This window comes from Streptomyces sp. NPDC034049 (assembly GCF_055575575.1).
Genome location: NZ_JBVISJ010000019.1, coordinates 90,532 through 116,659, shown reverse-complemented (window position 1 = coordinate 116,659; position 26,128 = coordinate 90,532). Strand labels below are relative to the sequence as shown.

The window sequence follows — 26,128 nt, the reverse complement described above, 5'->3', positions numbered from 1 at the left end:
CCGCACGCACGCACGCACCGACCGAGAACCCAGATGAACACACCCCGCACAGACAGTCCTCCCTCCACCACCGCACCGACGACACCGACGACCCCCACGCCGCAGCTCCCCGGTGACTCTCCCCCGCACGACGAGGCAGAGCTCGAACACCGGCGGGCGGCGACGGCCGCGCTCGGCCGGGAACTACGGGCCCTGGTGGAGACGGCGGTCCGCACGACGGCCCCCGCGCAGGTCCTGCACGCCGTGGCGGACGACGTCCGCCGGATCACCGGGCGGCTGACCGGTCGGCTCCGGCGCAGGGCGGAGATCCCGGACGTGGACGAATTCCCCGGCGGCACCCGGATGTTCAGCCCCGTCACCGGCGTCGGCAACCCCTTCGCCCCGCCCCTGCGGGCGGCGCCGGCGGACGGTGGCCTCGTCGGCCGGTGCGCCCTCGGTGTCACCCACGAGGGGCCGCCGGGCTACGGGCACGGCGGGATGAGCGCCATGCTGCTCGACGAGCTGATGGGCCGGGCCTGCGGCGCGGCAGGGCTGCACGCCATGACCGTCTTCCTCCAGATCCACTACCACCGTCCCGTCCCGCTGGAGACGCCGCTGCGGCTCTTCGCCCGGGTCACCGGCACCGAGGGCCGCAAGATCCTCGTGTACGGCTCGATCATGCCGAGGCGGACCCTGCGGTCCCCGCGGTGACGGCGGACGGCGTCTTCGTCACGCCCGACCCCGCCCGGGTCCAGGCCCTGTTCCCGAGCCTGCGGAGCACACGGGCGGACACGCCCCCGTGACCCCCGAGGTCACCAGCCGTGTGTCAGGACGTCGTCCAGGGCGGCGACGAAGCCGTCCGCGCCGTCCCTGGTCAGACACAGCGGCGGCTTGATCTTCAGCACGCACTGCCGGTCGGAGGTCGGCTGCATGATCACGCCGAGTTCGCGCAGCCGCTCGCAGATCGCGGCCGTCTCCTCGGTGGCCGGCTCCAGCGTCGTACGGTCGCGCACGAACTCCACGCCCAGATAGAGACCGGAGCCGTGCACCGCGCCGATCAGCTCGTGCCGGTGGGCGAGTTCGTGGAGCCGGTGCTTCAGGTGGCCGCCCACGTCCCGGGCGTTGGCCTGGAGTTCCTCGTCGCGCAGTGCGTCGAGGACGGCGAGCCCGACCACCGAGCTGACCGGGCTGCCACCGGCGGACGAGAAGAAGTAGCCCTGGCCGCGGTAGGCCTCGGCGATCTCACGCCGGGTGACCACCGCGCCCAGCGGATGCCCGTTGCCCATCGCCTTGGCGACGGTCACCACGTCCGGTACGACGCCCTGTTGCTCGAACCCCCAGAAGTGGGTGCCGAGCCGGCCGTAGCCGACCTGCACCTCGTCCGCGAGGCAGAGACCGCCGACGGCCCGGGTGGCCGCGTAGACCTGCGCGAGATAGCCGTCCGGCAGGGGCATGCCGCCGGCGTTGCCGTAGAACGGCTCGCACAGGAACGCGGCCGGCGGGTTGCCGCGCGCCGCGAGTTGGGCGATCCGCTCGGCGGCCTCGGGACCGTACCGCCGTGCCTCGGCTCCCCGGTGCCGGCCCCGGTAGGAGTTGGGCGCGGCGACCGTGTGCACCCAGGGCGGGCGTGAGGCGAGGGCGCCCGGGTTGTCGGCGATGGAGGTGGAGACGGCGTCGCTCGCGTACGTCCAGCCGTGGTACGCCTCCTCGACGGCGACCACGTCCTGCCGGCCGGTCGTCGCCCAGGCGAGCCGCAGCGCGAGGTCGACGGCCTCGGAGCCGCTGTTCACCAGGAAGACGGTGTCCAGGCCGTCGGGGAGCGACCGGGTGAGCCGTTCCGACAGTTCGACCACCGAGGCGTAGTGGAAACGGGAGTTGGTGTTGAGGCGCCGCCACTGCCGGTGCACGGCGTCGCTCAGCGCGGGGTGGCCGTGGCCGAGAACGGTGACGTTGTTGAGCATGTCGAGGTAGACGCGGCCCCGGGTGTCGACCAGGTGGTGCCGCCAGCCGCGTTCGATGCGCGGCGGCTCCTCGAAGTAGTGCTCCTGGACGGTGGCGAAGGAGTTCTCGCGGCGCTCCAGCAACTCCGCGTCGACGGCGGCCGACCCGAGCCCGTCCCGGCCCTCCCCCACGGGCTCGCGTGCTCCGTCGCCGAGCAGCACGCCCGGGTCGGGGCACAACGACAGCCACCCGTCGGCGAGTTCGGGCGTGGCGAACCTCGGCGGACGCGCGGCACCGGGCAGCGCGGAGAGCTGGACGCCCAGCACGTACACCCCGTCGTCCTCGGCCACCGTGCCCAGCGGCTGGCCCTCTTCGACCACGGCGCCGACGCCGACCCCGCCCCCGACACCGTCCAGGATCAAATCGCCCCCGTCGCCGGTGCTCAGGGTCAACACGCCGTCGGGAGTCCTGGTGACCGTGCCGGCCCAGGGCGCGTGGACCTCCAGCGGCCCGGTGAGGTACAGCTCGACCCCGAGCGCACAGGTCTCGGCGACGCCCCCGCCGTCGACGGACGCCCGGGTCAGCCGGAACTCACCGTGCCGCGTCCGTACGGCCGTCCGCCCCGCCGCCAACGCCTCCGTCGCGAGCGCGCGTTCGATGCCGGGGTCCAGCCAGCGTCCGGTGTGCAGATCGTCGCTCCCCACCGACAGATCGAGGACGTGCACCTCACCCGTCAGCGCGGGCAGCAGCCGGCTCGCGGTCAGGACCTGCGCGGGCGGTCCGCTCCGGGACGCGGACGCGGACATGGACGCGGACGCAGACGTGGAGGCGGACGCAGACATGGACGTGGACGTGGTGAGCGGTCCGGCGGCGGCCCCGGGGCAGGCCGCCGGGCGGGCGAGTGCCTGCCGGAACAGGGCCGTCATCACCTGCGCCGGTACCGACACGGCCGCCTCGAACATCGCCCACTCGCGGTCCAGCGCGGCCGTGGCGTACCGGTTGTCCGGGTCGAGCAGGGTGTCGTACTGCCCGCTGACCACCATGACGGCCGACCGCAGCACGACGAGCGGCCACAGTACGGCCACCTCCTCGTCCCCGAGCGGCCGGGCCGCGTCGAAGGCGCCTACGGCGGGCAGCACCGACGCGGGGCCCGCGCCGTGGTGGTGGAGCACGGAGGTGCAGGTGACCGCCAGTTCCGCGATCGTCCAACCGGGACCCAGATCACCGAAGTCGATGACGCCGACCGGGACGGGCCGCCCGTCGCCGGCCGTCTCGCAGACCACGTTGTTGTCGGTCACGTCCCCGTGCACGATCTGCGTCGGCAGCCGGTCGGCGTACGGCTCCACCAGGGCGCGGGCGGCGCGGGACGCCCGCAGGATCCGTCGGGCGCGCCTCTGGTCGGGCAGGTGCGGGGCCAGTGCCTCGATGACGGCGGGCGCGTTGCGCAGGTCCCACATCCGGGTCGGGTCCGGGGCGGCCGCCTCCAGGCCGGCGCGCTCGAATCCGGCGAGCCCGGCCGCGACGCGTCCGGCGAGTCCGCCGAGCCGGGCGACGACGGCCGGGGCCAGATAGCGACTGTCCATGATCGGTTCGCCGGGGACGAAGTCCAGCAGCCGGCAGGCCAGTTCCACTCCGTCCGCGGTGAGCCACTGCACCGCCGCGCCGTCCACTCCGGTCCGGGCCCGGGGCAGCCGCACGTCCGGGAGCACCCCGGCCAGATGGTCGACCGCCGCGTCCTGGGCCCCGAGCAGCGCGGCGTCCGTCGCGGGATGGGCGATCTTGAGCACCCGGTCGCCGGTGTCGGTACGGACCCGGTAGTTGCGGTCCTGCTGGCTCCCCAGGTCCTTGAGGGCGCCGCGTACTCCGAACCGGGTGGCGAGGAAGGCGGTCAACTCCGCCTCGGCGACCACGGGACAGCGCGGGGGATGGCTCATCGGGGACTCCACCACTCCATGCCGGAACGTTCCGGCAACCGTAGGGGGCGCCTGTCGATCACGTCAACGCCGACGGCGGGCGGGGCGACGGGGCCGATCGGCGCGCACACCGGCGCGGCGAGCGCGCGCTCCACGCACCCACCCGCACCCGCAGCCTCGACGCATCCGGGCTCCGCCGCCCCTCCCGGTTCTCAGACCGTCGGGTCGAACCACGTCACCGAGTCGGACATGGCCTGCTTGATGCGGAACAGCGCGAACTCGCTCAGGTCCGGCAGGGCGTCCAGCGAGAACCAGCCGACGTCCAGGGACTCGTCGTCGTTGACCCGGGCCTCTCCGCCCACGGCCCGGCAGTAGAACGTGATGTCCATGTACTGGCACACGTCCCCGTTGTCGTACCGGACCGGTTCCAACGCCTGTACGAGGACGACCCGTTCGGCCACGCAACGGACCGCCGTCTCCTCCTCGACCTCGCGCACGGCACAGGCCGCCGGCTGCTCCCCCGGGTCCGGGATGCCGCCGATCAGCGACCACTTGCCGTTGTCGGAACGACGGCCCAGCAGCACTCTGCCCTCGTCGTCGAAGACGAGGGCGGTGACTCCGGGGAGCCAGAGGAGCTGGTTGCCGGCGGTCGCACGGAGTGTGCGAATGAAATCAGGGGTAGCCATGGAGCCGACCCTAACGGGCCGGTCTCCTCACCCCACCTCATCCAGGGCGCGCACGCGAGGCGTACGGCTACACGCCACCGGCGCGCCTCCCGCGCACACCGGCCGCGATCGCCCAGCCGAGCCCACCTGCCGCGACCAGCACCAACAGCATCTCGGGCGCGATACCGACCCGGGTGGCGGGCGTCTCGGAGGTGCGCAGCGGCACCTTCTGCACCAGCGAGTCCGGGACGAACATTCCGGTCTTCTGGGTGATCCTGCCGTCCGGCATGATGATCGCACTGACGCCGCTCGTCACCGGGACGGTGACGGTGCGACTGTGTTCGACGGCGCGGACCCGGGACATGGCGAGCTGCTGGTAGGTCATCTCGCTGCGGTCGAAGGTGGCGTTGTTGCTCGGCACCGAGATCAGCTGCGCGCCGTCGGTGACCTCCGAGCGCACGGCCCAGTCGAAGGCCGCCTCGTAGCAGGTGACGAGTCCGACCTTCGCCCCGGCCATGGTGAACACGCCGGGCTCGGTGCCCCGGCTGAAGTCCTGGCGGACCATGGAGGTCCACTCGCTGTTGATGGCCCCGATCAGCGACCGCAGCGGCAGGTACTCGCCGAACGGCTGGATCTGCCGCTTGTCGTAGGTGTCGACGGGCCCCTTCTCGGGGTCCCACAGGATCTGCTCGTTGTAGAGCTTGCCGTCCCGCTCCACCACGCCGCCGACGGAGACGGGGGCACCGATGGCGGTGGCCGCCTCCTCGATCACCGTACGGGCGTCGGCGTTGGCGAAGGGGTCGATGTCGGAGGAGTTCTCCGGCCAGAGCACGAGGTCGGGCCGGGCGACCTTGCCGACCGCGACCTCGGCGGCCAGCCGCTCGGTCTCCCTGGCGTGGTAGTCGAGCACGGCCCTCCGCTGGGCGTTGAAGTCGAGCCCCAGGCGGGGAACGTTGCCCTGGATGACGGCCACGGTGGCGGTGCCGGCCTCGGCCTCGTCGCTCACCAGCGCGCGGGACGCGAACGCGCCCACTAGGGGGACGGCCACGGAGAGCGCGGCCACGGCCGCGGTGCCCCGGCGTACGGCCTCGCCGGTGCGTCGGTTCGCCACGAGCAGCCGGACCACCTCGTACAGCCCGAAGCCGCACAGGACGACCGCGAAGCCGAGGACGGGTGTGCCGCCGAGAGCGGCCAGCGGCAGGAAGACACCGTCCGCCTGGCCGAAGGCGATCTTGCCCCAGGGGAAACCGCTGAACGGGGCACGCGCGCGTGCGGCCTCGCCGGCGATCCACAGGGCGGCGGCCCATACGGGCCAGCCGGGCAGCTTGGAGACGGCGGCGACGCCCGCGCCGACGAGTGCCACGAACACCGCCTCGATCGCGACGAGCGCGAGCCACGGGGCGGGACCGACCTCCACGCCGGTCCACACCAGCAGCGGCAGCAGGAATCCGAGGCCGAACAGGTAGCCGAGGCCGAGGCCCGCCTTCCAGCCGCGTCCGCGCAGCACCCAGCCGAAGACCGCGAAGGCCGGCAGGGCCAGCCACCACAGGGTGCGGGGCGGGAAGCTGACGTAGAGCAGCACCCCGGACAGGGCCGCGGCGGCGGCCGGCAGTAGTCGAGCGACCCATCGGGACGCCCGGGACACGGGCGCGGCCTGGGGTTCGAGCTGTTCCGGCTCGTCTACGGGAGTGGCGGTGACGGTCACTCCGGGAGTGTACGGCGCGTCACCCCGGCGCCGACAGCGCGGTCCACGCGTCCCGGGTGAGGCTTTTGTCGCACACCTGACGCATCGTTCCTGCATAACTCGTCCACAAACCGGCGCATCACCCGTTACGGTGTGCGCGAGCCTCTGACGTGCGGCGAGATGTCGTCCGGGCGGTCGAGGCCCGGCACAGTCGGGGGGCGACACCTTGGGGTCCACGGGGACGGAGTCCGCGGCCGGAGCGTCGGCCTCGCACGAGAGACGGAACGTCTCCGATGTCACGGGAGTGCTCCTGCTCGGGGCGTGCGCGGCCTGGTCGTTGATCACGGCGGCGGCGCGCGGCGGCCGTCCGGAGGGTGTGCTGCTGGCGGTGCTCGCGGTGGCGGCCGGTTACGCGGCGGGCCGGATCTGCGGGGCCGTGCTGCCGGTGGTGGCACCGTCCGCCGGAGCACTGGCCGGTCTGGGTCTGGCGGTCACCGACCCGCACACCATGACGGGCTCGCCGCTGGTCTCGCCGCTCGGGCACACCGGTGCGACCGCCGCGCTGCTGGTGCTGTCCGCCGGCGCCGCCTGCTGTGCCGCCTGGGCGGCCCGTGCGCCCGGCCTGAGGCTGGCCCTGCGGCTGCTGGCCTGCGGGATCGCCGTGACCGCGGCGGCGCTCGGCTCGATCACCGGCTTCGCCGCGTGCGCCGGGGTGCTGCTGTGCTCGCTCGCGGCGGCCCGGATGCGCCGGGGCCCGGGCCTCGTGGGACTGGCCCTCGCCACGGCCCTGGTGACGACGACGGTCTGGGCGGTCGCCGAGAACGCCCTGCCGACCGGGCTGACCGACTCGCTGGAGGGGCAGCTCACCCCGCACCGGATCCTGCTGTGGCACGACGCGCTCGGTCTGGTCCACGACGAACCGCTGCTCGGCGCGGGACCGGGCCGCTTCGGGGAGCTGAGCCCGACGGTCGCCGAGTCGCTGTCGGCCGACGACCGTCCCCACTCGGCGCCGCTGCAGCTGGCCGCCGAACAGGGCCTCGTCGGTGTCGCCCTGCTCGCCGCCGTGTTCGGCTGGGTCCTCTATGTCCTGTGGCGGACCCCGCGCTCCACGCCGGTGGTCCTCACCGCGGGCGCGGCCGTGACCGCGATGGCCGCGATCGCCGCCGTGGGCAACGCGCTGAGCTTCACCGCGGTGACGGCGGGCGCTGGCCTGCTCGCGGGGATGGCGACGGCATGGCCCCTGACGGAGAACGAGAGCGGGACGGCGCCGGACCTCGGCGATCGCTAGCCAGGGCCTGTCCGCGCGGTCGGCCGGGCGGGACCGGCCGCGCGGAGGGCGTCAGTGCGCGGCGTCGGACGCCTTCGGGGTGAGCCGGGCGCGGATGACGCTCACGGCCGTCTCGGCGTTGTCCACGGTGATCGTGAAGGTGTGCCCGTCCCAGAGGCGCAGCACCACCGCCTCGCCCCGGCGTACGACGACGGCGGTGCCCTTCTCGGGCCGCCAGCGGTAGCCCCAGCCGCCCCATTGGTGGGGTGTGACGCACGGGGCGAAGGCGGCGTCGGCGACCTGGGACAGGGGGATGCGGCGGCGCGGCACACCGATGTGGCCGCAGCGGACCTCCAGGCAGTCCTCGTCGACCTTCACCGAGACATGCACGAACGCGAGCGTGCCGAAGAGGACGAGCAGCCCGGCCGCGATGCAGCCGACGACGGACATGACGAGCGGGGCGACACCGGACGTCCACGCGGAGTCGACCGCGAGTTCGATGCCCAGTGCCATGCAGGCGGCGCCGCCGAGGGCGAGCAGCCACTGGCCGCGATTGGTCGCGCGGCCGGTCCATACCTCGGGGTGCGGGCCTTCGGGGGTGCCCGTCTCGCCGTGGGGGTGGTCCCTCATGGCTTCGAGACTACTCAGGTTCCACTGCGCGGGCACCTGGTCGCGCAGCGTTACCGGTCCGCCCTGACGGCCGGTGCGGCGCCGGCCGTCGCGAGCAGTCGGCCCTCCTCGTAGGCCAGGGCCGGGGCGGGCAGCGCGCCCTCGCGGCCGCTGAGCAGGACGGTCAGCGTCGACCCGGTCCAGTCGGCCTCGGGCTTCGGCAGTTCACCGATGCGGCGCAGCGCCTGCGCGGCCACGGCACCGGCGGAGCCGTGCAGGACGAGGGGCGGGCGGCCCGGCTGCTGAACGGCCGCGCGGATGCGTTCGGCGACGAGTTCGTAGTGGGTGCAGCCCAGGACGACGGTCGTCACGTCCTCGGGCGTCAGCGCGGCGGCCGCGGCGATGGCGGCGTCGATCGCCGCGTCGTCGGCGTGCTCCACCGCTTCGGCCAGTCCCCAGCAGGGCACCTCGGTGACCGGGACACCGTCGGCGAACTCCTCGATGAGGCCGCGCTGGTAGGGGCTGCCGGTGGTGGCGGGTGTCGCCCAGATGGTGAAGGGGCCGCCACCGGACGCGGCCGGCTTGATCGCCGGGACCGTGCCGATCACCGGCAGGCCCGGTTCGAGGAGGGCCCGCAGGGCGGGCAGGGCGTGCACGGAGGCGGTGTTGCAGCCGACGATCAGCGCGTCGGGCGAGTGGGCGGCCGCCGCCTCGGCGACGGCGAGAGCACGCTCGGTCAGGTCCTGGGGGGTGCGCGGGCCCCAGGGCATGCCGTCGGGGTCCGAGGAGATCACGAGATCCGCGTCGGGCCGCAGCCGCCGTACCGCGGCGGCTGCGGGGAGCAGACCGATACCGGAGTCCATGAGCGCGATCTTCACCCGGCCACGATAGACGATGGGCTCGGTAGGGCCGCTCCGGTGGGGCAGACTGCGGGCGTGAGCGCCATCGCGTGGACCGCCGCCGGATCACTCGCCGCCTGGTTGTGGCTGCTGCTCGGCCAGGGCTTCTTCTGGCGCACGGATGTGCGCCTGCCGCCCCGCCGGGATCCCGCGGACTGGCCGGACGTCTGTGTCGTCGTCCCCGCCCGTGACGAGGCCGCCGTACTGCCGGAGAGCCTGCCGTCGCTGCTGGCCCAGGACTATCCGGGGCGGGCCGAGGTCTTCCTGGTCGACGACGGCAGCTCGGACGGGACCGGTGATCTGGCCCGTGAGCTGTCCCGCCGGTTCGGCGGCCTGCCCCTCACCGTGTCCTCGCCCGGGGAGCCGCCCGCGGGCTGGACGGGCAAGCTCTGGGCCGTGCGGCACGGCATGACGCTGGCACGCGCGCGTGGACCCGAGTTCCTGCTGCTGACGGACGCGGACATCGCGCATCGCCACGACAGCCTGCGCGCGCTGGTGGCGGCCGCGCGCACCGGCGGCTTCGACCTGGTCTCCCAGATGGCGCGGCTGCGGGTGGAGAGCGGGTGGGAGAAGCTGGTCGTGCCCGCCTTCGTGTACTTCTTCGCCCAGCTCTATCCGTTCCGGCGGATCGGCGTACGGGGTGCGCGCACGGCGGCAGCGGCGGGCGGCTGTGTGCTGCTGCGAGTCGAGGCCGCCGAGCGGGCGCGGGTCCCGGACGCGATCCGGCAGTCCGTCATCGACGACGTGGCACTGGCCGGGGCGGTCAAGAGGAGCGGCGGCCACATCTGGCTCGGGCTGGCGGAGCGCGTGGACAGTGTGCGGCCCTACCCCCGGCTGGGCGACCTGTGGCACATGGTCGCCCGCAGCGCCTACGCCCAGTTGCTGCACAACCCGCTGCTGCTCGTCGGCACGGTCCTCGGCCTGGCCCTGGTCTACCTGGTCCCGCCGGTCGCGCTCGTCGCGGGCCTGGTCACGGCCGACCCGGCGGCGGCGCTGCTCGGCGGGCTCGCCTGGCTGCTGATGGCGGCGACGTACGTGCCGATGCTCCGCTACTACGGTCTGCCGCCGGGCCTCGCTCCCCTGCTGCCGTTCACCGCGTCGCTGTACCTCCTGATGACGGTCGACTCGGCGGTGCGGCACCACCGGGGGCGCGGCGCGGCCTGGAAGGGCCGCACCTACGCCCGCCCGGACGCGGTCCCGGACGAGAGCTAGGGTCCGCGGGGCCGGCTATTTCCGGCCGGGGGTCCAGTTCATGCCCCACCCGTAGGCGTAGTCGACCGTGCGCTGGGGGCTCACTCCGCGCTCGGGGACGAGGTAGCGGGCCTCGCGCTGGACGATGAGGTCGCCTCCCTGGTTGGTGATGAGGGCGAGGGCGCAGACGGTGGAGGGGACCGTGCACTCGTCGAGCGAGAAGTCGATGGGTGCGCCGTGCTGCGGCTGGAGGGTGACCGTGGCGTGCAGGTCGGCGAAGGAGCGGGCGCCCTCGTAGATGGTGACGAAGATGAGGATGCGCCTGAAGTACTGCTTGTGGTCGAGGTTGATGGTGAGGTTCTCGCCGCTGCTGACGGCGCCGGTGCGGTCGTCGCCGTCGAGATGGATGAACGGCGGCTGACCCAGTGAGCCGAAGGCGTTGCCGAGTGCCTGGACGACACCCTTGCTGCCGTCGGAGAGTTCGAACAGGGCGCACAGGTCGAGGTCGAGGTCCGCGTGCATGGCGACGGCCCGGCCCAGTTTGCTGCCCCATCCCTTGAACTGCTTGCGCACCTCCCAGTTGAGGTTCACGCGCATGGCGCCGGAGGTGCCGCCCTGTTTGGTCAGGGAGACCGCCGGGGCCTCCTTGGTGAGCGTCACCTTGGTGAGGCGGACGGGGGCCGGGGCCGCCGCGGGCGGGGCGGGAGGCGGGGGCGGGGCGGTCGTCACCGGCGGCGGCACGGTGACGGGCGGGGCGACGGGGGCGGGCGCGGCCACCGGCGCGGGCGTCGGTGCCGCCGCCTGCTGGGGCTCGTCCACGGTGATGCCGTAGTCGGTGGCGAGGCCTTCGAGGCCGGTGCTGTAGCCCTGGCCGACGGCGCGGAACTTCCAGGCGCCCTGGCGGCGGTAGAACTCACCGAGGACGAAAGCGGTTTCGACGCCGGCGTCCGCGCTGTCGTAGCGGGCGACCTCGGTGCCCGCCCGCTCGTCGAGCACCCGGATGTAGAGTCCGGGCACCTGCCCGAAGGTGCCGCCGTCCGCCGAGGCGACCACCACGACGGTCTCGATGGCGGGCTCCACGCGCGCGAGGTCGACGAGGAGCGAGTCGGTGACCTGTCCCGCGGTGTCCCGCTTGCCCTCGTGGCGGACCGCGCCGGAGGAGTGCGCGGGCTGGTTGTAGAAGACGAAGTCGGCGTCCGAGCGCACCTTTCCGCCGACGAGCAGCAGCGCCGAGGCGTCCGCGTCGGGCACGCCCGGTCCGGAGCGCCAGCCCAGTTCGACGCGCAGCGCGGTCGTCGGTACCGCGGTGTTCGATCCTTTCGGCATTGACATGTCCGCCCCCATCAGAAGGTCATCCAGAAGGTCGTCACCGGGCCGTGTCCCGCGCGGTCCGTCGGATCCGGCCGGGTCCGTTGTCGGCCCAACCTATTCCCCCGGCCCCCCGAACCCCCAGAACCCGTACCGAAAGATCCTCGGCCGACCGCCGGTAACCCGCCAGGAACTCGGGCTTTACACGATCAGAAGGCTCTTTGCTGCCCTTTTTCGCCGAGTTCGCTCGCATTGGGGATCCAGCGTCACGGCCGACACGGAAAACAACCCTCTTATCGGTCTCCCCAACCAGCACATCGTGGGCTTAACTTATGTGCCATGACCTCCCCCCGCTCCACCTACGGCGGCGGTTACTACTCCGCCTCGTCCTTCGCGGACACCCCGATCTACGACTCTCTCGTCGCCGAGCGGGGCACCCCTCAGATCGCCCCGATCCGGGTACCCGCCGCGTACGACACCCCGGGCAGCAACCTGCCCGCGCTCCCGTCGGCGCTGCCCGCGCTGCCGGCCGGCCCCTCCCAGCCCGCCTACGGCTATCCGCAGGCCCAACAGCCTTCGCCGCTCCAGCAGGCGCCGAACGCGTACATCCCGCAGCAGTCCGCGGGTCCGCGCGGCTACCCGGGCGTCCAGCCGCAGCAGCAACAGCAACGCCCCATGGCGGGCTACGAGGCCATGCGCCCGGCGGCACCCCGCCCGGCCCCCGCGGCCCCGTACCAGCAGGACCCGTACAACGGCCAGCAGTACCGCGGGTACTGAGGCTTCTGGAACGTTTCGCGTGGGGTTGTCACAGCCTGCTGGCAGGATGACCCCATGGGGAATCCGTCACTGCACTCGATCCACGTCCACCCGCTGAAGGCGGCCCGGGGCTTCGCCCCCGACGAGGCCGTCGTGGAGCCCTGGGGGCTGGCGGGCGACCGCCGTTGGGTGCTGGTCGACGACTCGGGCAAGGTCATCACTCAACGTCCGCATCCGCGTATGGCGTTGGCCGCCGCCGGGCTGCTGCCCGGCGGCGGTCTCTTGCTGTCCGCGCCCGGTCGCGAGCCGCTCACCGTCCCGGTGCCCGCGCCCACCGGCACGACCACCGTGGAGATCTGGCGGGACAAGGTGGAGGCGGTCCCCGCCGACGCCGCGGCGCACACCTGGTTCAGTGACTACCTGGGCCTTCCTGTGCGCCTGGTACATCTCGACGACCCGGGGACCCGACGCCCGATCGACCCCGAGTACGCCCGCCCCGGCGAGACCGTCAGCTTCGCCGACGGCTATCCGCTGCTGCTCACCACACTCGCCTCACTGGCCGCGCTCAACGACCTCGTCGCGCGGGGTGACCACGCCGAGGAGAGCCCCCTGCCCATGAGCCGCTTCCGGCCGAACGTGGTCGTCGACGGCACGGACGCCTGGGCCGAGGACGGCTGGCGGCGCGTCGCCATCGGCGAAGTGAGCTTCCGGGTGGCCAAGATGTGCGGCCGGTGCGTGGTGACCACCACCGACCAGGACACCGCCGAGCGCGGTCGTGAGCCACTGCGCACCCTCGCGCGCCACCGCCGTTTCGGCGACAAGCTGGTCTTCGGACAGAACCTCGTCCCGGAATCCGCGGGCACGGTACGGGTCGGCGATCCGGTCCGGGTGCTCGAATAGCGAGTTCGATCTCGACGAGTTCTGAGTGGTCCTGGGAGAACCCCACGCTCGCCCTTGAAAATTCAATCTCCTACGATTCGGTCCGTGTCCAGGGAACACACGCCCCGGGTCCGACCGTTGGGTCTTTGTGAGAACTTCATGAGAAGGCCGGCGGGAGGGTGATTTCCCTCTCTCTCGACCGGAACTGCGCGTGGACGGTTCCGCCCGGGGCTATCACGGACGCGTAAGGGGGTGTGGGGCGGTGCGGGCAATCGGTGGACTGCGGGCGTTCGGCGGCCTGTGGCGCTGGCGTCACAACCCGCTGCGGCGGACGACCGATCTGGTCGAGGCCTGGCTGGCGTTCGCGGCCCTCGTGCTGATCCTCGTCGCCGCGCCGCTGATCGGCGCCGTCGTCGGCGGCACCGCCCAGAACGCCCTGCAGCAGGCCGTGCGCGACCAGCAGCACAGCCGCCACCGGGTCACGGCCACGGTCGTCAAGAAGGTCGACGGCTCCCCCCTGGACCCTGATCCGGAGACCGCGACGACCCGCGACCGGCAGAGCCGTGTCGTCGCCGACTGGACCGGCCCGGACGGCACCCCGCGCCACGGCACGGTCATGGCGAACCTCAAGACCCCGCAGCCCGGCGACCACTTCACCCTGTGGACGGACGACCAGGGCCGGACGGTGGGACGCCCCCTGGACACCGCCACCGCCACGACCCACGCGGTGCTGGCCGGATTCGGCGCCACCGTGCTCGCCGCGGGACTCGTCGAGGGCATCAGACGCGTGATCGTCTGGCGCATGGTCCGCCACCGCTACACCCGTTGGGACCAGGCATGGGACAAGGCCGGGCCGGACTGGGGCAGGACGGGCACGGGCAGCTGACCGCCTTCCCACTCCGGTCAACTCCCCCTGCCCGCGCACGCTACGGTGGACCGACCAGCCGAACTGTTCGGCATCGACCCGCGTTCCACGAGGTGGGGGCACAGCAACGCCATGGCACAGGGCACGGTCCAGGTGACGCACACCGGTACATCGCGGTGGCGGCGCCGCACGGGTGAGTACTCGTCGCTCGCCGCGGCCCTGGAGGCCGCGAGCGACGGCGACGTGCTCATCGTCGCTCCGGGCACGTACCGGGAGAACCTCGTGGTGCGGCGCGGGGTCACGCTGCGCGGCCCGGAGGGCTCGCCCGGCTCGGTGCGCATCGCGCCCGCCGACGGCGTACCGCTGACCGTAGCCGCCTCGGCCGTCGTGCAGGACCTGCATGTGGAGGGGCAGGACGCGGCGGCGCCCGCGCTGCTCGTCGAGGACGGCACCCCCGAGCTGCTGGACCTGCGGATCGTCACCCGCTCCGCGGCCGGTATCGAGGTGCGCGGCGGCGCCCGCCCCACGGTCCGCCGCTGCACCGTCGACAACCCGGCCGGCATCGGCATCGCCGTGGTCGACGGCGGTGGCGGTGTGTTCGAGGAGTGCGAGGTCGTCGCGGCCGGCCAGGCCGGTGTCGCGGTGCGCGGCGGCGGCCATCCGCGGCTGGAGCGGTGCCGGGTGCACCACACCTCCGGCTCGGGCCTGACGGCGACCGGGGAGAACTCCTCGCTGGAGGCGGTCGGTTGCGAGGTCTACGAGGTCCGCGGCAGCGGCGTGCAGATCACCGGGCGTGCCACGGCCCATCTCACCGACTGCGACGTGCACCGGACCACCGCCGACGGGGTCACCCTCGACACGGACGCCGTGCTCACCCTCGCGGACTGCCGCATCCACGACATTCCGGAGAACGCGGTCGACCTCCGCTCGCGTTCCGTCCTCACCCTGACCCGCACCTCGGTCCGGCAGTTCGGGCGCAACGGCCTGTCGGTGTGGGACCCGGGCACCCGGGTGGACGCCAACCAGTGCGAGATCTTCGACAGCACCGGCGACTACCCGGCGGTCTGGGTCAGCGACGGCGCGACGGCGGTGCTGGAGTCCTGCCGGGTGCACGACGTGCCGGACGCGCTGTTCGTCCTGGACCGGGGCTCGCGCGCGGACGTCGTCGACAGCGACCTGTCGCAGGTGCGCAACACGGCGGTGTCCGTGAGCGACGGCGCCACCGCGCAGCTCGACGACTGCCGCATCAGGGACGCCGCCACGGGCGCCTGGTTCCGCGACCACGGCAGCGGCGGCACCCTCAGCGGCTGCACGGTGGACGGCACCCAGACCGGCGTGATCGTCACCAAGGGCGCCGACCCGACCATCGAGCGCTGCACGGTGACCTCGCCCGCCGAGGCGGGCTTCTACGTCTCCGCCGAGGGCCGCGGCAGCTTCCTCGACTGCCGGGTCACGGGCAGCGGCGGCTACGGCTTCCACATCATCGACGGCTGCCGGGCGACCTTGCGCAAATGCCGTACGGAGCGCTGCGCGCGCGGTGGTTACGAGTTCGCGGACGGCGGCCCCGGCGCCGTCGGCGGCGGCCCGGTGGTCGAGGACTGCGCGAGCGACGAGAGCGCGGGCGTACGTCCCCCGGTCTCCCGGGAGACGGCCACCCAGACCACGGCCCCGTCGCCCGGTCTGCTGGGCTCGATCCCCGGGCAGCGCACCACCGAACAGCCGCCGACCGCCGTTCCCGCCGCCGAGCCCGAGCCCTCGACGCGGACCTCGAAGGCCGTCCTCGGCGAACTCGACGCGCTGGTCGGCCTGGACAGCGTCAAGCGGGAGGTCCGCGCCCTCACCGACATGATCGAGGTGGGCCGTCGCCGCCAGCAGGCCGGCCTCAAGGCCGCCTCGGTCAAACGGCACCTGGTGTTCACGGGCTCCCCCGGCACCGGCAAGACCACGGTCGCCCGCCTCTACGGCGAGATCCTGGCCTCGCTCGGCGTCCTGGAGAAAGGACATCTCGTCGAGGTGTCCCGGGTGGACCTGGTCGGCGAGCACATCGGCTCCACCGCGATCCGCACCCAGGAGGCCTTCCAACGGGCCCATGGCGGTGTGCTGTTCATCGACGAGGCGTACGCGCTGTCGCCGGAGGACTCCGGGAGGGACTTCGGCAAGGAGGCCATCGACACGTTGGTGAAGCTGATGGAGGACCACCGGGATTCGGTGGTCGTGATCGTCGCGGGCTACACGGCCGAGATGGAGCGCTTCCTCACCGTCAACCCCGGTGTGGCGTCCCGCTTCTCACGAACCATCACCTTCGACGACTACGTCCCCGACGAGCTGTTGCGGATCGTGGAGCAGCAGGCCGAGGAGCACGAGTACCGGCTGGCGCCCGGCGCGGGCGACGCCCTGCTGACGTACTTCACCGCCCTCCCCAAGGGCCCGGCCTTCGGCAACGGCCGGACCGCGCGGCAGACCTTCGAGGCGATGGTCGAGCGGCACGCGAGCCGGGTCGCCCAGGTCGACGAACCGAGCACGGACGACCTGACGTTGCTGTTCGCGGAGGACTTGCCGCAGCTGCCGTAGGCGAGGTCCGGGGGCCGGCAGGCGTGCGGGCCGGGGGCAATCCCCACCCCCGGGTGACCGGGCTGCCGGATGGGGCGGCAGTGGCCCCTTGGACACGATGGGGCCATGACAGTTCGCACACGAAACGTCCTGGTCCTCGCACTGACCGCCTCGGTCGTCGGCATCGCGCTGACGGCCACGACTCCGGCCCTCGCCTCCCCGTCCCCGCCCGCGCTCACCTGGCGCCCCTGCGTCCTGCCGGGCGGTCCGGCCGGGCAGGAGTGCGCCGAGTTGGCTGTACCGGTCGACTACCGGGCCCCCGACGGCCCCCGGTTGAGTATCGCGGTGTCCCGGCTGCCCAGTGAGCGCCCCGAGGCCCGGCGGGGCACCCTGCTCGTGCTCCCCGGCGGGCCCGGCGGCTCCGGCATCGCCCGGCTCACCCGGCAGGGCGAGGCACTGCGCCGGGAGCTCGGTGCCACCTATGACATCGTGAGCCTCGACCCGCGCGGCGTCGGCGCCAGCACCCGGGCGTCCTGTGAACTACCCGCTGCCGACCGGCACTTGGTGACCCTTCGGCCCTGGCCCGCACCGGACGGCGGTATCGCGGAGAACGTCGCCCGCTCTCGCCGCACCGCCGAGTCGTGCGCCCGCGACGGCGGTGCGGTGCTGCGCAGCTTCAGCACCGCCAACGAGGTACGCGACATCGACCGTCTGCGGCAGGCCCTGGGCGAGGAGAAGCTGTCGGCGTACGGCATCTCGTACGGGTCCTACGTCGGTGCCGTGTACGCGCAGAAGTACCCGGAGCGCACCGACCGCTGGGTGCTGGACAGCAACGACGACCCCGATCCCCGGCGGGTGGAGCGGGCCTGGGTGGCGAACATGGCGGTCGGCGCGGAGGACCGGTTCCCGGACTTCGCGGCGTGGGCCGCCGACCCGGCCCGGGACCGGGACGGCCTCCGGCTCGCCCGGCGGGCCGAGGAGATCCGGCCGCTGTTCCTCTCCCTGGCGGCGGAGCTGGACCGCGCGCCGAGGGAGTCGACGACACCGGGCGTGCCGCTCAGCGGCAATCTGCTGAGGCAGGTCATGTACGACTCCCTCTACAACGACGCCGCCTTCCCCCGGCTGGCGGGGCTGATGCGGGCGGCCATGACGCCGGGCGCGCCCCCGGTGCTGCCGCCGGAGGTCGCCGGGCCGCTCGGCGACGAGGACGCAGCCGTCACGATGGCCGTGATCTGCAACGACGTGCGCTGGCCGCGGTCGGTGGCCGGGTACGAGCGGGCGGTGGCCGCGAACCGGGCGCGCTATCCGCTCACAGCCGGCCTGCCGGGGAACGTCTTCCCCTGCGCCTTCTGGAAGGACACCCCCGCCGACAAGCCGACCAGGCTCACCGACCGGGGCCCGTCCAACATCCTGATGGTCCAGAACCGGCGCGACCCGGCCACCCCGTACGTCGGCGCGTTGCGGATGCGTCGCGCCTTCGGTGACCGGGCGCGGCTCGTCACGGTCGAACGGGGCGGGCACGGCGTCTACCTGGGCACGGGCAACGCCTGCGGCGACCGCGCCGTGACCGCGTTCCTGACCACGGGCGAGCGCCCCGCGCGGGATGTCACGTGTCCGGACTAGGGCGCGGCCCGAGGGCCCGGCAGCTCGGTGCCGAGCCGGTCCAGCAGGTGTCTGCGTTCGGCCACGAAGGCCGGGTCCGCCTGGTAGTCGGAGTGGCCGAGGATCGGGGCGGGCAGGGGGTGGGCGCCGGTGCGGCCGTAGGCGAGGGGGTCACTGAAGGGCTCGGCGTCGACCTGCGGTCCGTGCCGGCTCGTCAGCCGTACGGGGCCGCCGATGGGATCGGTGCGGCGGTACAGATTGCGCCAGCAGTCGACCTCGTGGTGCAGGGCGGCGAGCGGCTCGGGGCCGAAGTGGGCGGGGAACCAGCGGCCGTACAGCCGCTCCAGCGGTGAGCCGTAGGTGAGCAGCGCGACGCGGCTGCGGACCGACGGGGTCAGCTGCCAGGCGGCGGCCGCCGCGAGGACGCTGCCCTGGGAGTGGCCGGAGAGGACGAGCCGGCCGCCGGTGGTGCGGGTCCAGGTGGCCATGCGCCAGGTCAGGTCGGGGACGGCCCGCTCGGCGTAGCAGGGCGGTGCGAACGGGTGTGCGGCGCGGGGCCAGAAGGTGCCCACGTCCCAGAGGATGCCGATCGTGCGCCGCGCGGAGGCGTCCTTGTAGGCCCGTCGGCCCCAGGTGACGAACAGCAGGAAGCCCACGCCGATCAGCCAGGACCCCAGCGCCTGCGCGGTCTGGGCGGCTCCCTCGACGAAGCCGTAGGAGCCCTGCGCCGCCCGCGCCGGAGTCTCGCCCGTCACCAGGGCGCCGGTGAGGGCGGCGGCACCGAGCAGCAGCGTCACGGTGGAGGTGACGGCGACGATGCGGGGCGCCCGGTCGGTGAGGGCCGCCATGGCACGGGTCCGCGCGATACGGCGGGTACGCCCGACGTCCTGCGCCTCGCGCTCCTCGTCCGGCGGCACGCTGTCCCGCTCCGGCTCCTCGTCCGGGCCCGGCGGTCTCCTGTCCTGCTCCTGCGGCCGTTCTCCCACCAGGCCGTACTCCCGCTCCACCGCCTCCGTCTCCACCCGGCGCAGCGCCAAGGTGCGGCGGGTGAGCCAGCCGAGGAGCCCGAGGAGGACCAGGAGGAGGGGCGGGATGACGGAGGCCTGCCAGGTCAGGAGGACGGGCGGGCCGGAGAGGGCGTCGTCGGTGCCGCCCAACCAGTCGGCGACCCGCTGGGCGACACCGGCGGACATCACGCCCCCGAGGGCGCAGGCGAGCATCGCGACGGCGGGGCCGGCCAGACCGTACATGGCCGTGCGTGAGTCGGGGCGGGAGCGGTGGAGGATGTGGGCGACCACACCGAGCGCGACCACGAGCAGGCCCTGCACCAGGGTGATCCCGCCGAAGGTCAGGTCGCCGGGGAGCCGGCCCGTCGACCGCCAGCCGGGGCGCGACCACCCCGCGTACACCACGGCCAGGACGAGCACGGCGATGGCGCAGGCGGGCAGGCGGCGGACCAGGTTCTCGTCGAGGCCCTTGTCGAGGCGGCGCTCGCTGCGGCCTCGGCGGCAGACCACCCAGACCACGGTCACCGCCAGCAGCACGAGGGCGGAGTTCAGCAGCCAGCCCAGGAGCTCCAGGAGGGCCGGTCCGCCCGCCCGGCGGTCGTGGCGGGCCGCCGAGGTGCCGACGGCCGCCGCGGCGGTGAGGAACCCGGCCGCCGCGTGGGCGGCGCGGAGCCTGGCGACGAGCCGACGGCCGTACCAGAAGCCGGGCCGGCCGAGGGCGACACGGGCCGTGTCCTCGACGTCGGGCGCGTGGCGCGACGCGGCACCACTGCCGGATGCGCCAACGCTGGATGCGCCGGGTGCATCGGGTGTCGCCTTCTCGTCGTCGGGACGCCCGTCGTCGGAACGGCCGTCGTCGCGGTCCATGGGGCGCTGGGACTCGTACTCGCTCCAGGTGCGGTGGGAGAGGTACCACAGGAGGCCGGTCAGCGCGGTGGGCACCACGGCCGCCACGGCGAGGCGGCGGCCGGGCTGGCTCCACCAGCCGCCGTCGGAGACGGCCGGGGAGAGGAAACCGAGCCAGGTGTGCGCCTCCGCGCACGCGCGTGCGCCGGCGCACTGCCAGGCGGTCAGGTCGAGCGCGACCTCGCAGGCCGCCGCGACGAGCAGCACGGTCAGGGTCAGTCCGGCCAGGCGGACGAGGAGTCCGTAGAGACGTACCGTGCCGCGGCGACCGCGGGCGGGGGGACGCATCCAGTGCGCGAGGTTGACGACCATGAACGGCAGCAGCAACAGCCACAGGGCGCGCGAGCTGTTCCCGGACGTGAGGTTGCACCAGACGTAGGCCTCGGGGACGGGCTTGCCCCGGTAGTCGGCTGGACGCTTCTCCGCGTCGGCGTCGTCGATGCGCCGGAAGACCGCGGCGGTGTCGTCGCCGGTGACACGGACCGTACGCGGATCATCGAGCATACGTTCGGGGGTGGTGCCGCCGACGCCATGGACCAGGAGTTCGAGGGCGGGCGCGTCGGTCGTGGTACGGCCGGAATCAGGGGGCGGGCCGCCGTCGCGCGGCGCCGGCTGTTCCCTGGGTTCCGTATGTGTCGTATGTTCCCTCGCACGATCCACTGTTCCGCTTCCCCCGAGACGTGCCGCAAGGCAGATGTGATGTGCAGGCAGAGATGATCGCCCCTGATCGGACGTCATACACCTGTGATCACCGAATCTCCGCGATCCGTGTGATAGTGGCGGGCGCGAGGAACGGAGCGTGACGTGCGCGCGACTGTGCGGGGAATGGCGTCGCCGGTGGCGGGGCGTGCGAATATGGGGCGTCCCCGGGACCGGGGACGGGGGAATGTCCTTGTCGGAGGGGGTAGGAAGGCGTGTCGGGCGTGATGGGGCAAGAGGACCGGAGCGAGCGTGAGTGAGAACCAGAACCTCCTCGCGGAGCAGCGCCGAGCCCTGATCCTCGACGAGGTACGACGACGGGGCGGGGTCCGGGTCAACGAGCTGACGCGCAAACTCGGCGTGTCGGACATGACCGTGCGTCGCGATCTGGACGCGCTGGCCCGGCAGGGCGCGGTGGAGAAGGTGCACGGCGGCGCGGTGCCGGTGGCCGAGGCGAGCACGCACGAGCCGGGTTTCGAGGCGAAGTCCGGGCTGGAGCTGACCGCCAAGGAGGACATCGCGCGGGCGGCCGCCGAGCTGGTGGCGCCGGGCTCGGCGATCGCGCTGTCGGGCGGTACGACGACGTACGCGCTGGCGCACCGTCTCGTGGACGTGCCGGATCTGACCGTGGTCACCAACTCGGTGCGGGTCGCCGACGTCTTCCATGCCGCTCAGCGCACGACGGGCCCCCGGCAGGGTGCGGCGACCGTCGTGCTCACCGGTGGGGTGCGGACGCCGTCCGACTCGCTGGTGGGGCCGGTGGCCGACCAGGCGATCGCGGCGCTCCACTTCGATGTGCTCTTCCTGGGTGTGCACGGGATATCGGTCGAGGCGGGTCTGTCCACGCCGAACCTGGCGGAGGCCGAGACGAACCGGCGCCTCGTGCAGTCGGCGCGACGGGTCGTGGTGGTGGCCGACCACACCAAGTGGGGGACGGTGGGTCTGAGTTCGTTCGCCGCGCTGGAGCAGGTGGACACGTTGGTGACCGACGCGGGGTTGCCCGCGCAGGCGCGGGCCGAGATCTCCGAGCATCTGCGGCGGTTGGTGGTGGCGGGGGAAGACTTCGACGACGGCTCGGACGACTGAGCGCCGTTGTGTGCGGGGACGGCTTTCGGCTGCGGGTTGATTGTGGCTGGTCGCGCAGTTCCCCGCGCCCCTGAAGGGACGCTGCGGAGCCCAGCGGTGGGAACGCGCTCTCAGTCCGTCCACTCGCCCGTCGTCAGCAGCCTCTCGATCGCCGCCGCGTACGGCTCGATGTCCAGGCCCTGTCGGCTCAGCCACTCGTCCGAGTAGTACTTGTCGAGGTAGCGGTCGCCCGGGTCGCACAGCAGGGTGACCACGCTGCCCTGGCGTCCCTCGGCGACCAGCTCGGCGACGATCTTGAGGGCGCTCCACAGGCCCGTGCCGGTGGAGCCGCCGGCCTTGCGGCCGATCGCCTTCTCCAGGGCTCTGACGGCGGCGACGCTGGCGGCGTCCGGGACCTTCATCATCCGGTCGACGGCCCCGGGGACGAAGCTGGGCTCCATACGGGGGCGGCCGATGCCCTCGATGCGGGAGCCGCAGTCGCAGGTGACGTCGGGGTCGCCGGTGGTCCAGCCCTCGAAGAAGCAGGAGTTCTCCGGGTCGGCGACACAGATACGGGTGTCGTACTGCATGTAGTGGACGTAGCGGGCGATGGTCGCGGAGGTGCCGCCGGTGCCGGCGGTGGCGACGATCCAGGCCGGCTCGGGGAAGCGCTCCAGGCGGAGTTGGCGGAAGACGGACTCGGCGATGTTGTTGTTGCCGCGCCAGTCCGTGGCCCGCTCGGCGTAGGTGAACTGATCCATGTAGTGGCCGCCGGTCTCCACCGCCAGCCGGGCCGACTCCTCGTACATCTTCCGTGAGTCGTCGACGAAGTGGCAGCTGCCGCCGTGGAACTCGATCAGGCGGATCTTCTCGGCACTGGTCGTGCGGGGCATGACGGCGATGAAGGGGACGCCGATCAGCTTGGCGAAATACGCCTCGGAGACGGCCGTGGAACCGCTGGAGGCCTCGATGACGGGGCGGTCCGGCCGGATCCAGCCGTTGCACAGGCCGTAGAGGAAGAGGGAGCGGGCCAGACGGTGCTTCAGACTGCCGGTCGGATGGGTCGACTCGTCCTTCAGATACAGGTCGATGCCCCAGCTCTCGGGCAGCGGGAAGCGCAGCAGATGGGTGTCCGCGGAGCGGTTGGCGTCGGCCTGGACCTTGCGCACGGCTTCCTTGAGCCAGCGGCGGTACTCGGTGTCGCTGTGATCGACGTCGAGGGTGGCGCCAGGACGGGTGGGGTGGGCGGTGCTCACGGCGTGCTCCTCACGCATCGCGCCGACGGCGGATCGCGGCGTCGGACGTCCCGATGATAGACACCTTCCGCACGCTTCTCACCTGCATAAACATGCCTTTGGGCCCCTCAAAGACTCTCCTGTGGCGAGGATGCGCGGGGCGCATGGGGGGCGCATGCCGCGCATGCGCCGGAACCCCGCCCCCGGTCCACCGTGCGCACTGGTGCTCGACGCGGGGGACGGGCAGACTTCACGGCACGGGCCGAGTCGACGCCGCCGGGGCCGTCCAGGGGGAGGCGACCTCGGGCACACTGGATCACGGTCCGCGACGGATCAGACGACAGGCACAGCCGAAGCGCACTAGGGGGGCGGGGTACATGGCCGAGCCGGAGTTCACGGCCACGGGCGTGCGGATCGGGAAGAGGTTGCGGCAGCTCACCCGGGCGGGGCAGGTCCGGATCGAGGACGGCCGCCTGCAGTTGCTCACCAGTTACGGCAGCGAGATCGACAGCGCGCCGGTCCAGGCGGTCCGGGCCTCCAGGCCCTGGTTCGCCAACGACGACCGGGCGTTGGCCGATGTCAACGGCACCCGTTACACGCTCACACTGAACGAGCACGACCCCGCTCCGGGGAAGCCCGGTCCACCCTCCGCGCGGCGGTTCATAGAGGCGGTGCGCAGGGCGGCCGGTCGCGGCGGCTGACGAACCGCGAGTTGCGGGACCGGGCCCCCTGGGTCACTCTGGTCTCACGTCACTCTGGGTTTACCGGCGATAACGCTGCGAACCAGCCCGCCGGCCACGTCAGCGGGCGGCGGTCGCCGACAGCCACCCCACGAGCAGGCGGCGGCTCCGGCCTCCGCCCACAGGCGGCAGTCGTAGGCGGCCGCACCACAGCAGGCGGCGTTTTTCGCCCAGCCACCTCGCTGGATCCGTACTCCGATCTTCTTCCGGACTCAACTTCGGGGAGTCGCAGCCGTGATCAGCCAGCAAAGCAGGCACTGCACGGTGGAGCTCCAAGCCCTGCCGTCGCGGATCGGCCAGGTCCGCAGAATCGTATCTGCGCAATTGCGCTACTGGCATCTGGATCCCTTGATAGAGCGGGCCGCACTCGGGGTGACCGAGCTGCTGTCCAACGTCCACCGGCACGCGGAACCGGACAAGCTGTGCACCGTGGAGATGGAGTTGCTCCTCGGCCGGCTCACGGTCTCGGTGCACGACCACGACCCCCGTCTCCCGGTCGTCCAGGACGCGGACCCCTTCGCCACCTGCGGCCGAGGGCTCGCGATGGTCGCCGCGGTCAGCGAGAGCTGGGGTGTGCGGCCGCACGGCGAGACCGGGAAGGTCGTGTGGTTCACCCTGCCCGCCTCCTCGGCCGCGGTACCGAAGATCTCGCCGTACGACACCGGCCTGACGCTCGACACCGCACAGCCGTACGACACCGGACGCAGGCCCGCCGCGCGCGGGCGCAGGTCCGAACACGCTCCCGCCCGGTCCGCCGTCGCAGGCTGACCGGGCGGTGACCCTCCCACCGGGCCCGCCCCGGACGAACGCCCGCGGGGTCAGCCCACCGAGATGTCCACCGGCGGCCGCAGCTTCGCCGCCGCTGCCAGGGCCTCGTGCACGGGGTGGGCGGCGAAGGACGCCAACAGCTCCCGGTCGGCCGGGCGTTCGGCGGCCGGGTAGGCGATCTGCTCGTACGCGGCCTGGAAACGGGGGCCCCAACGGCGGGCGCCGAGGCGTGCCGTGCGGGAGCAGTTGTCGACCATGTACGCGACGTCCCGGGCGTGCATGTAGGGCAGGAGGGAGTCGACGGCCTCGATGACGGACTCGTTGACGATCTCCGACCAGGGGTGACCGCGCTCGACGAACTCGTCGATCTGCGCGGTCATGGTGGCGACGAAGACCCCCGCCGCGAACGGGTCGACGGGCAGGTCGCGGGCGCCCCGGCGGGCGTGCGCACGGGCGCTGACCGACCACATCGGCGAGCCGCCGATGCCGCTCATCGGGCGGGCGCCCAGACGGCGTTCGGCCAGGACGACGCTGCGCAGTTCGGTGCCGTCGGCGACCTCGTCGTAGATCTCCGCGACGATCTCACGGGCGGGTGCGTAGGTGGCCGTGTAGGCGCGGTCGAAGACGTCCCGCCCCGCCGCGTCCAGTTCCTCACGGACCGCGCGGAGTCCGGCGCGGGAGACGGTGCGGGCGATCGGACCGGTGATGTTCTCGCAGGACCGCTCGTACGCGGTCACCTCGTCGTCACCGGCGAGCCGGTGGCGGGTGTGGAGGCTCTCGACGATGCCGTGGACCGCGCCGAGCAGGATGGCGCGCTCGCCGACGATGTCGGAGAGGTACTCGCCGCGCAGAGTGGTGCGGAAGGTGTACGGGGAGCCGAGGGCGACCGACCAGGCGAGAGCACGGTCGGTGGCGTGGCCGTCGGGGTCGGCGTGGACGGCGTAACTGCTGTTGATCCCGGCGCCGTTGATCTCGGCGCCCTGTTCGTAGAGGCGGCGGACCGAGTCGCCCATCCCCTTCGGGCAGACGGCGATGACACCGTGGCCGGGCGGGAAGTCGCCGCCGGTCTCCCGGAGATGGCCGAGGAGGAAGCCGTGGGAGAGACCGATGGTGGCGCCGGGCTTCAGGGCGGCGAAGATCTCCCGGTGGTGGGCGGCGAGGGCCGCGTCGGCGATCAGGAGGATGACGAGGTCGCTCTCGGCGGTGACGGCGAGCCAGTCGCCGAGGGTGCCGTCCGCCTCGGTGAAGCCGTGGGCACGGGCGTCGGCCGCCGAGGCGGAGCCGGGCCGCAGTCCGACGGCGACCGTGATGCCGGTGCCGGCGAGGGAGTCGCGCAGGTTGCGGGCCTGGGCCCGGCCCTGCGGTCCCCAGCCGACGACCCCGATGCGACGCACCCCGGCGAAGGCCTCGGGGAGCAGCGGGAAGAGATGGCGGCCGCCGCGCAGGACGGTCTCGGTGCCGCCGGGCATGTCCAGGGGTTCGAGGGCGAAGACGGTGGAGGCGGCGGTGGACGTGGAGGTGGTGGTCATGGAGGAGTTGTAGGGTCCGGGCGAGCGTTGCGACAAGCGCAACCTTTGCAGCGGAGCGTTGCAGGATCAGA

At 73.0% G+C, this 26,128-nt stretch carries 20 protein-coding genes; 11 read left to right on the top strand and 9 right to left on the bottom strand.

Features of this window, described 5'->3' with window-relative positions:
- The first annotated feature begins 33 nt into the window (after positions 1-33).
- Complete coding sequence (locus tag ACZ52C_RS37170; RefSeq protein ID WP_469078940.1) at positions 34-690, top strand: PaaI family thioesterase; 657 nt, start codon at positions 34-36, stop codon at positions 688-690.
- A 101-nt stretch (positions 691-791) separates the two neighbouring features.
- On the opposite strand, the gene ACZ52C_RS37165 is transcribed toward ACZ52C_RS37170, so the two are convergent.
- The 3 genes from ACZ52C_RS37165 to lnt all read right to left on the bottom strand — a co-directional run bounded on the left by ACZ52C_RS37165 (position 792) and on the right by lnt (position 6,203).
- On the bottom strand, positions 792-3,854 hold the full coding sequence (locus ACZ52C_RS37165; RefSeq protein WP_469078939.1) for an aminotransferase: 3,063 nt from the start codon (positions 3,852-3,854) through the stop codon (positions 792-794).
- Between the two features lie 191 nt (positions 3,855-4,045).
- Positions 4,046-4,519: an NUDIX hydrolase gene (locus ACZ52C_RS37160; protein ID WP_469078938.1), complete on the bottom strand. Its 474-nt coding sequence runs from the start codon at positions 4,517-4,519 to the stop codon at positions 4,046-4,048.
- Positions 4,520-4,586: 67 nt separating this feature from the next.
- Complete coding sequence (gene lnt / locus ACZ52C_RS37155) at positions 4,587-6,203, bottom strand: apolipoprotein N-acyltransferase (RefSeq protein WP_469078937.1); 1,617 nt, start codon at positions 6,201-6,203, stop codon at positions 4,587-4,589.
- Positions 6,204-6,486: 283 nt separating this feature from the next.
- Between lnt and ACZ52C_RS37150 the strand changes: the two genes are divergently transcribed.
- On the top strand, positions 6,487-7,470 hold the full coding sequence (locus ACZ52C_RS37150; RefSeq protein ID WP_469078986.1) for an O-antigen ligase family protein: 984 nt from the start codon (positions 6,487-6,489) through the stop codon (positions 7,468-7,470).
- Between the two features lie 51 nt (positions 7,471-7,521).
- On the opposite strand, the gene ACZ52C_RS37145 is transcribed toward ACZ52C_RS37150, so the two are convergent.
- Together ACZ52C_RS37145 and ACZ52C_RS37140 are read right to left on the bottom strand one after the other, a co-directional pair.
- Positions 7,522-8,079: a hypothetical protein gene (locus ACZ52C_RS37145; RefSeq protein ID WP_469078936.1), complete on the bottom strand. Its 558-nt coding sequence runs from the start codon at positions 8,077-8,079 to the stop codon at positions 7,522-7,524.
- A 50-nt stretch (positions 8,080-8,129) separates the two neighbouring features.
- Positions 8,130-8,936 carry a glutamate racemase gene (locus ACZ52C_RS37140; RefSeq protein WP_469078935.1) on the bottom strand — a complete coding sequence of 269 codons (807 nt, stop codon included), beginning with the start codon at positions 8,934-8,936 and terminating at the stop codon, positions 8,130-8,132.
- Between the two features lie 39 nt (positions 8,937-8,975).
- Here ACZ52C_RS37140 and ACZ52C_RS37135 point away from each other — a divergent pair, with 39 nt between their 5' ends.
- Positions 8,976-10,169, top strand: a complete 1,194-nt coding sequence (locus tag ACZ52C_RS37135; protein WP_469078934.1) for a glycosyltransferase — start codon at positions 8,976-8,978, stop codon at positions 10,167-10,169.
- Positions 10,170-10,184: 15 nt separating this feature from the next.
- On the opposite strand, the gene ACZ52C_RS37130 is transcribed toward ACZ52C_RS37135, so the two are convergent.
- Complete coding sequence (locus ACZ52C_RS37130) at positions 10,185-11,474, bottom strand: TerD family protein (RefSeq protein WP_469078985.1); 1,290 nt, start codon at positions 11,472-11,474, stop codon at positions 10,185-10,187.
- Positions 11,475-11,795: 321 nt separating this feature from the next.
- On the opposite strand from ACZ52C_RS37130, the gene ACZ52C_RS37125 reads away from it, so the two are divergent.
- The 5 genes from ACZ52C_RS37125 to ACZ52C_RS37105 all read left to right on the top strand — a co-directional run bounded on the left by ACZ52C_RS37125 (position 11,796) and on the right by ACZ52C_RS37105 (position 18,129).
- On the top strand, positions 11,796-12,233 hold the full coding sequence (locus tag ACZ52C_RS37125) for a DUF6643 family protein (RefSeq protein WP_469078933.1): 438 nt from the start codon (positions 11,796-11,798) through the stop codon (positions 12,231-12,233).
- Between the two features lie 54 nt (positions 12,234-12,287).
- The gene (locus ACZ52C_RS37120) at positions 12,288-13,112 is read left to right on the top strand and encodes an MOSC domain-containing protein (RefSeq protein WP_469078932.1); all 825 of its coding nucleotides are present in this window, start codon (positions 12,288-12,290) and stop codon (positions 13,110-13,112) included.
- Positions 13,113-13,353: 241 nt separating this feature from the next.
- Positions 13,354-13,977, top strand: coding sequence for an Rv1733c family protein (locus ACZ52C_RS37115; RefSeq protein WP_469078931.1), 624 nt, complete (start codon positions 13,354-13,356; stop codon positions 13,975-13,977).
- A 111-nt stretch (positions 13,978-14,088) separates the two neighbouring features.
- On the top strand, positions 14,089-16,527 hold the full coding sequence (locus ACZ52C_RS37110; protein WP_469078930.1) for a right-handed parallel beta-helix repeat-containing protein: 2,439 nt from the start codon (positions 14,089-14,091) through the stop codon (positions 16,525-16,527).
- Positions 16,528-16,632: 105 nt separating this feature from the next.
- A complete protein-coding gene (locus ACZ52C_RS37105; RefSeq protein ID WP_469078929.1) occupies positions 16,633-18,129 on the top strand; it encodes an alpha/beta hydrolase in 1,497 nt (498 codons plus the stop codon).
- On the opposite strand, the gene ACZ52C_RS37100 is transcribed toward ACZ52C_RS37105, so the two are convergent.
- The gene (locus ACZ52C_RS37100; protein WP_469078928.1) at positions 18,126-20,681 is read right to left on the bottom strand and encodes a hypothetical protein; all 2,556 of its coding nucleotides are present in this window, start codon (positions 20,679-20,681) and stop codon (positions 18,126-18,128) included. The two genes, ACZ52C_RS37105 and ACZ52C_RS37100, sit on opposite strands and share 4 nt — an antisense overlap.
- Before the next feature lie 291 nt (positions 20,682-20,972).
- Here ACZ52C_RS37100 and ACZ52C_RS37095 point away from each other — a divergent pair, with 291 nt between their 5' ends.
- On the top strand, positions 20,973-21,806 hold the full coding sequence (locus ACZ52C_RS37095) for a DeoR/GlpR family DNA-binding transcription regulator (protein ID WP_045561776.1): 834 nt from the start codon (positions 20,973-20,975) through the stop codon (positions 21,804-21,806).
- 110 nt (positions 21,807-21,916) lie between these two features.
- Here ACZ52C_RS37095 and cds1 read toward each other — a convergent pair whose 3' ends face one another.
- Positions 21,917-23,059 carry an L-cysteine desulfhydrase Cds1 gene (gene cds1, locus ACZ52C_RS37090; protein WP_469078927.1) on the bottom strand — a complete coding sequence of 381 codons (1,143 nt, stop codon included), beginning with the start codon at positions 23,057-23,059 and terminating at the stop codon, positions 21,917-21,919.
- A gap of 338 nt (positions 23,060-23,397) precedes the next feature.
- Here cds1 and ACZ52C_RS37085 point away from each other — a divergent pair, with 338 nt between their 5' ends.
- Together ACZ52C_RS37085 and ACZ52C_RS37080 are read left to right on the top strand one after the other, a co-directional pair.
- Positions 23,398-23,721: a hypothetical protein gene (locus ACZ52C_RS37085; protein WP_086798651.1), complete on the top strand. Its 324-nt coding sequence runs from the start codon at positions 23,398-23,400 to the stop codon at positions 23,719-23,721.
- Positions 23,722-23,994: 273 nt separating this feature from the next.
- Positions 23,995-24,528, top strand: a complete 534-nt coding sequence (locus ACZ52C_RS37080; RefSeq protein ID WP_469078926.1) for an ATP-binding protein — start codon at positions 23,995-23,997, stop codon at positions 24,526-24,528.
- Between the two features lie 50 nt (positions 24,529-24,578).
- Here ACZ52C_RS37080 and ACZ52C_RS37075 read toward each other — a convergent pair whose 3' ends face one another.
- Positions 24,579-26,057, bottom strand: a complete 1,479-nt coding sequence (locus ACZ52C_RS37075) for a ketol-acid reductoisomerase (protein WP_469078925.1) — start codon at positions 26,055-26,057, stop codon at positions 24,579-24,581.
- Positions 26,058-26,128: the final 71 nt, after the last annotated feature.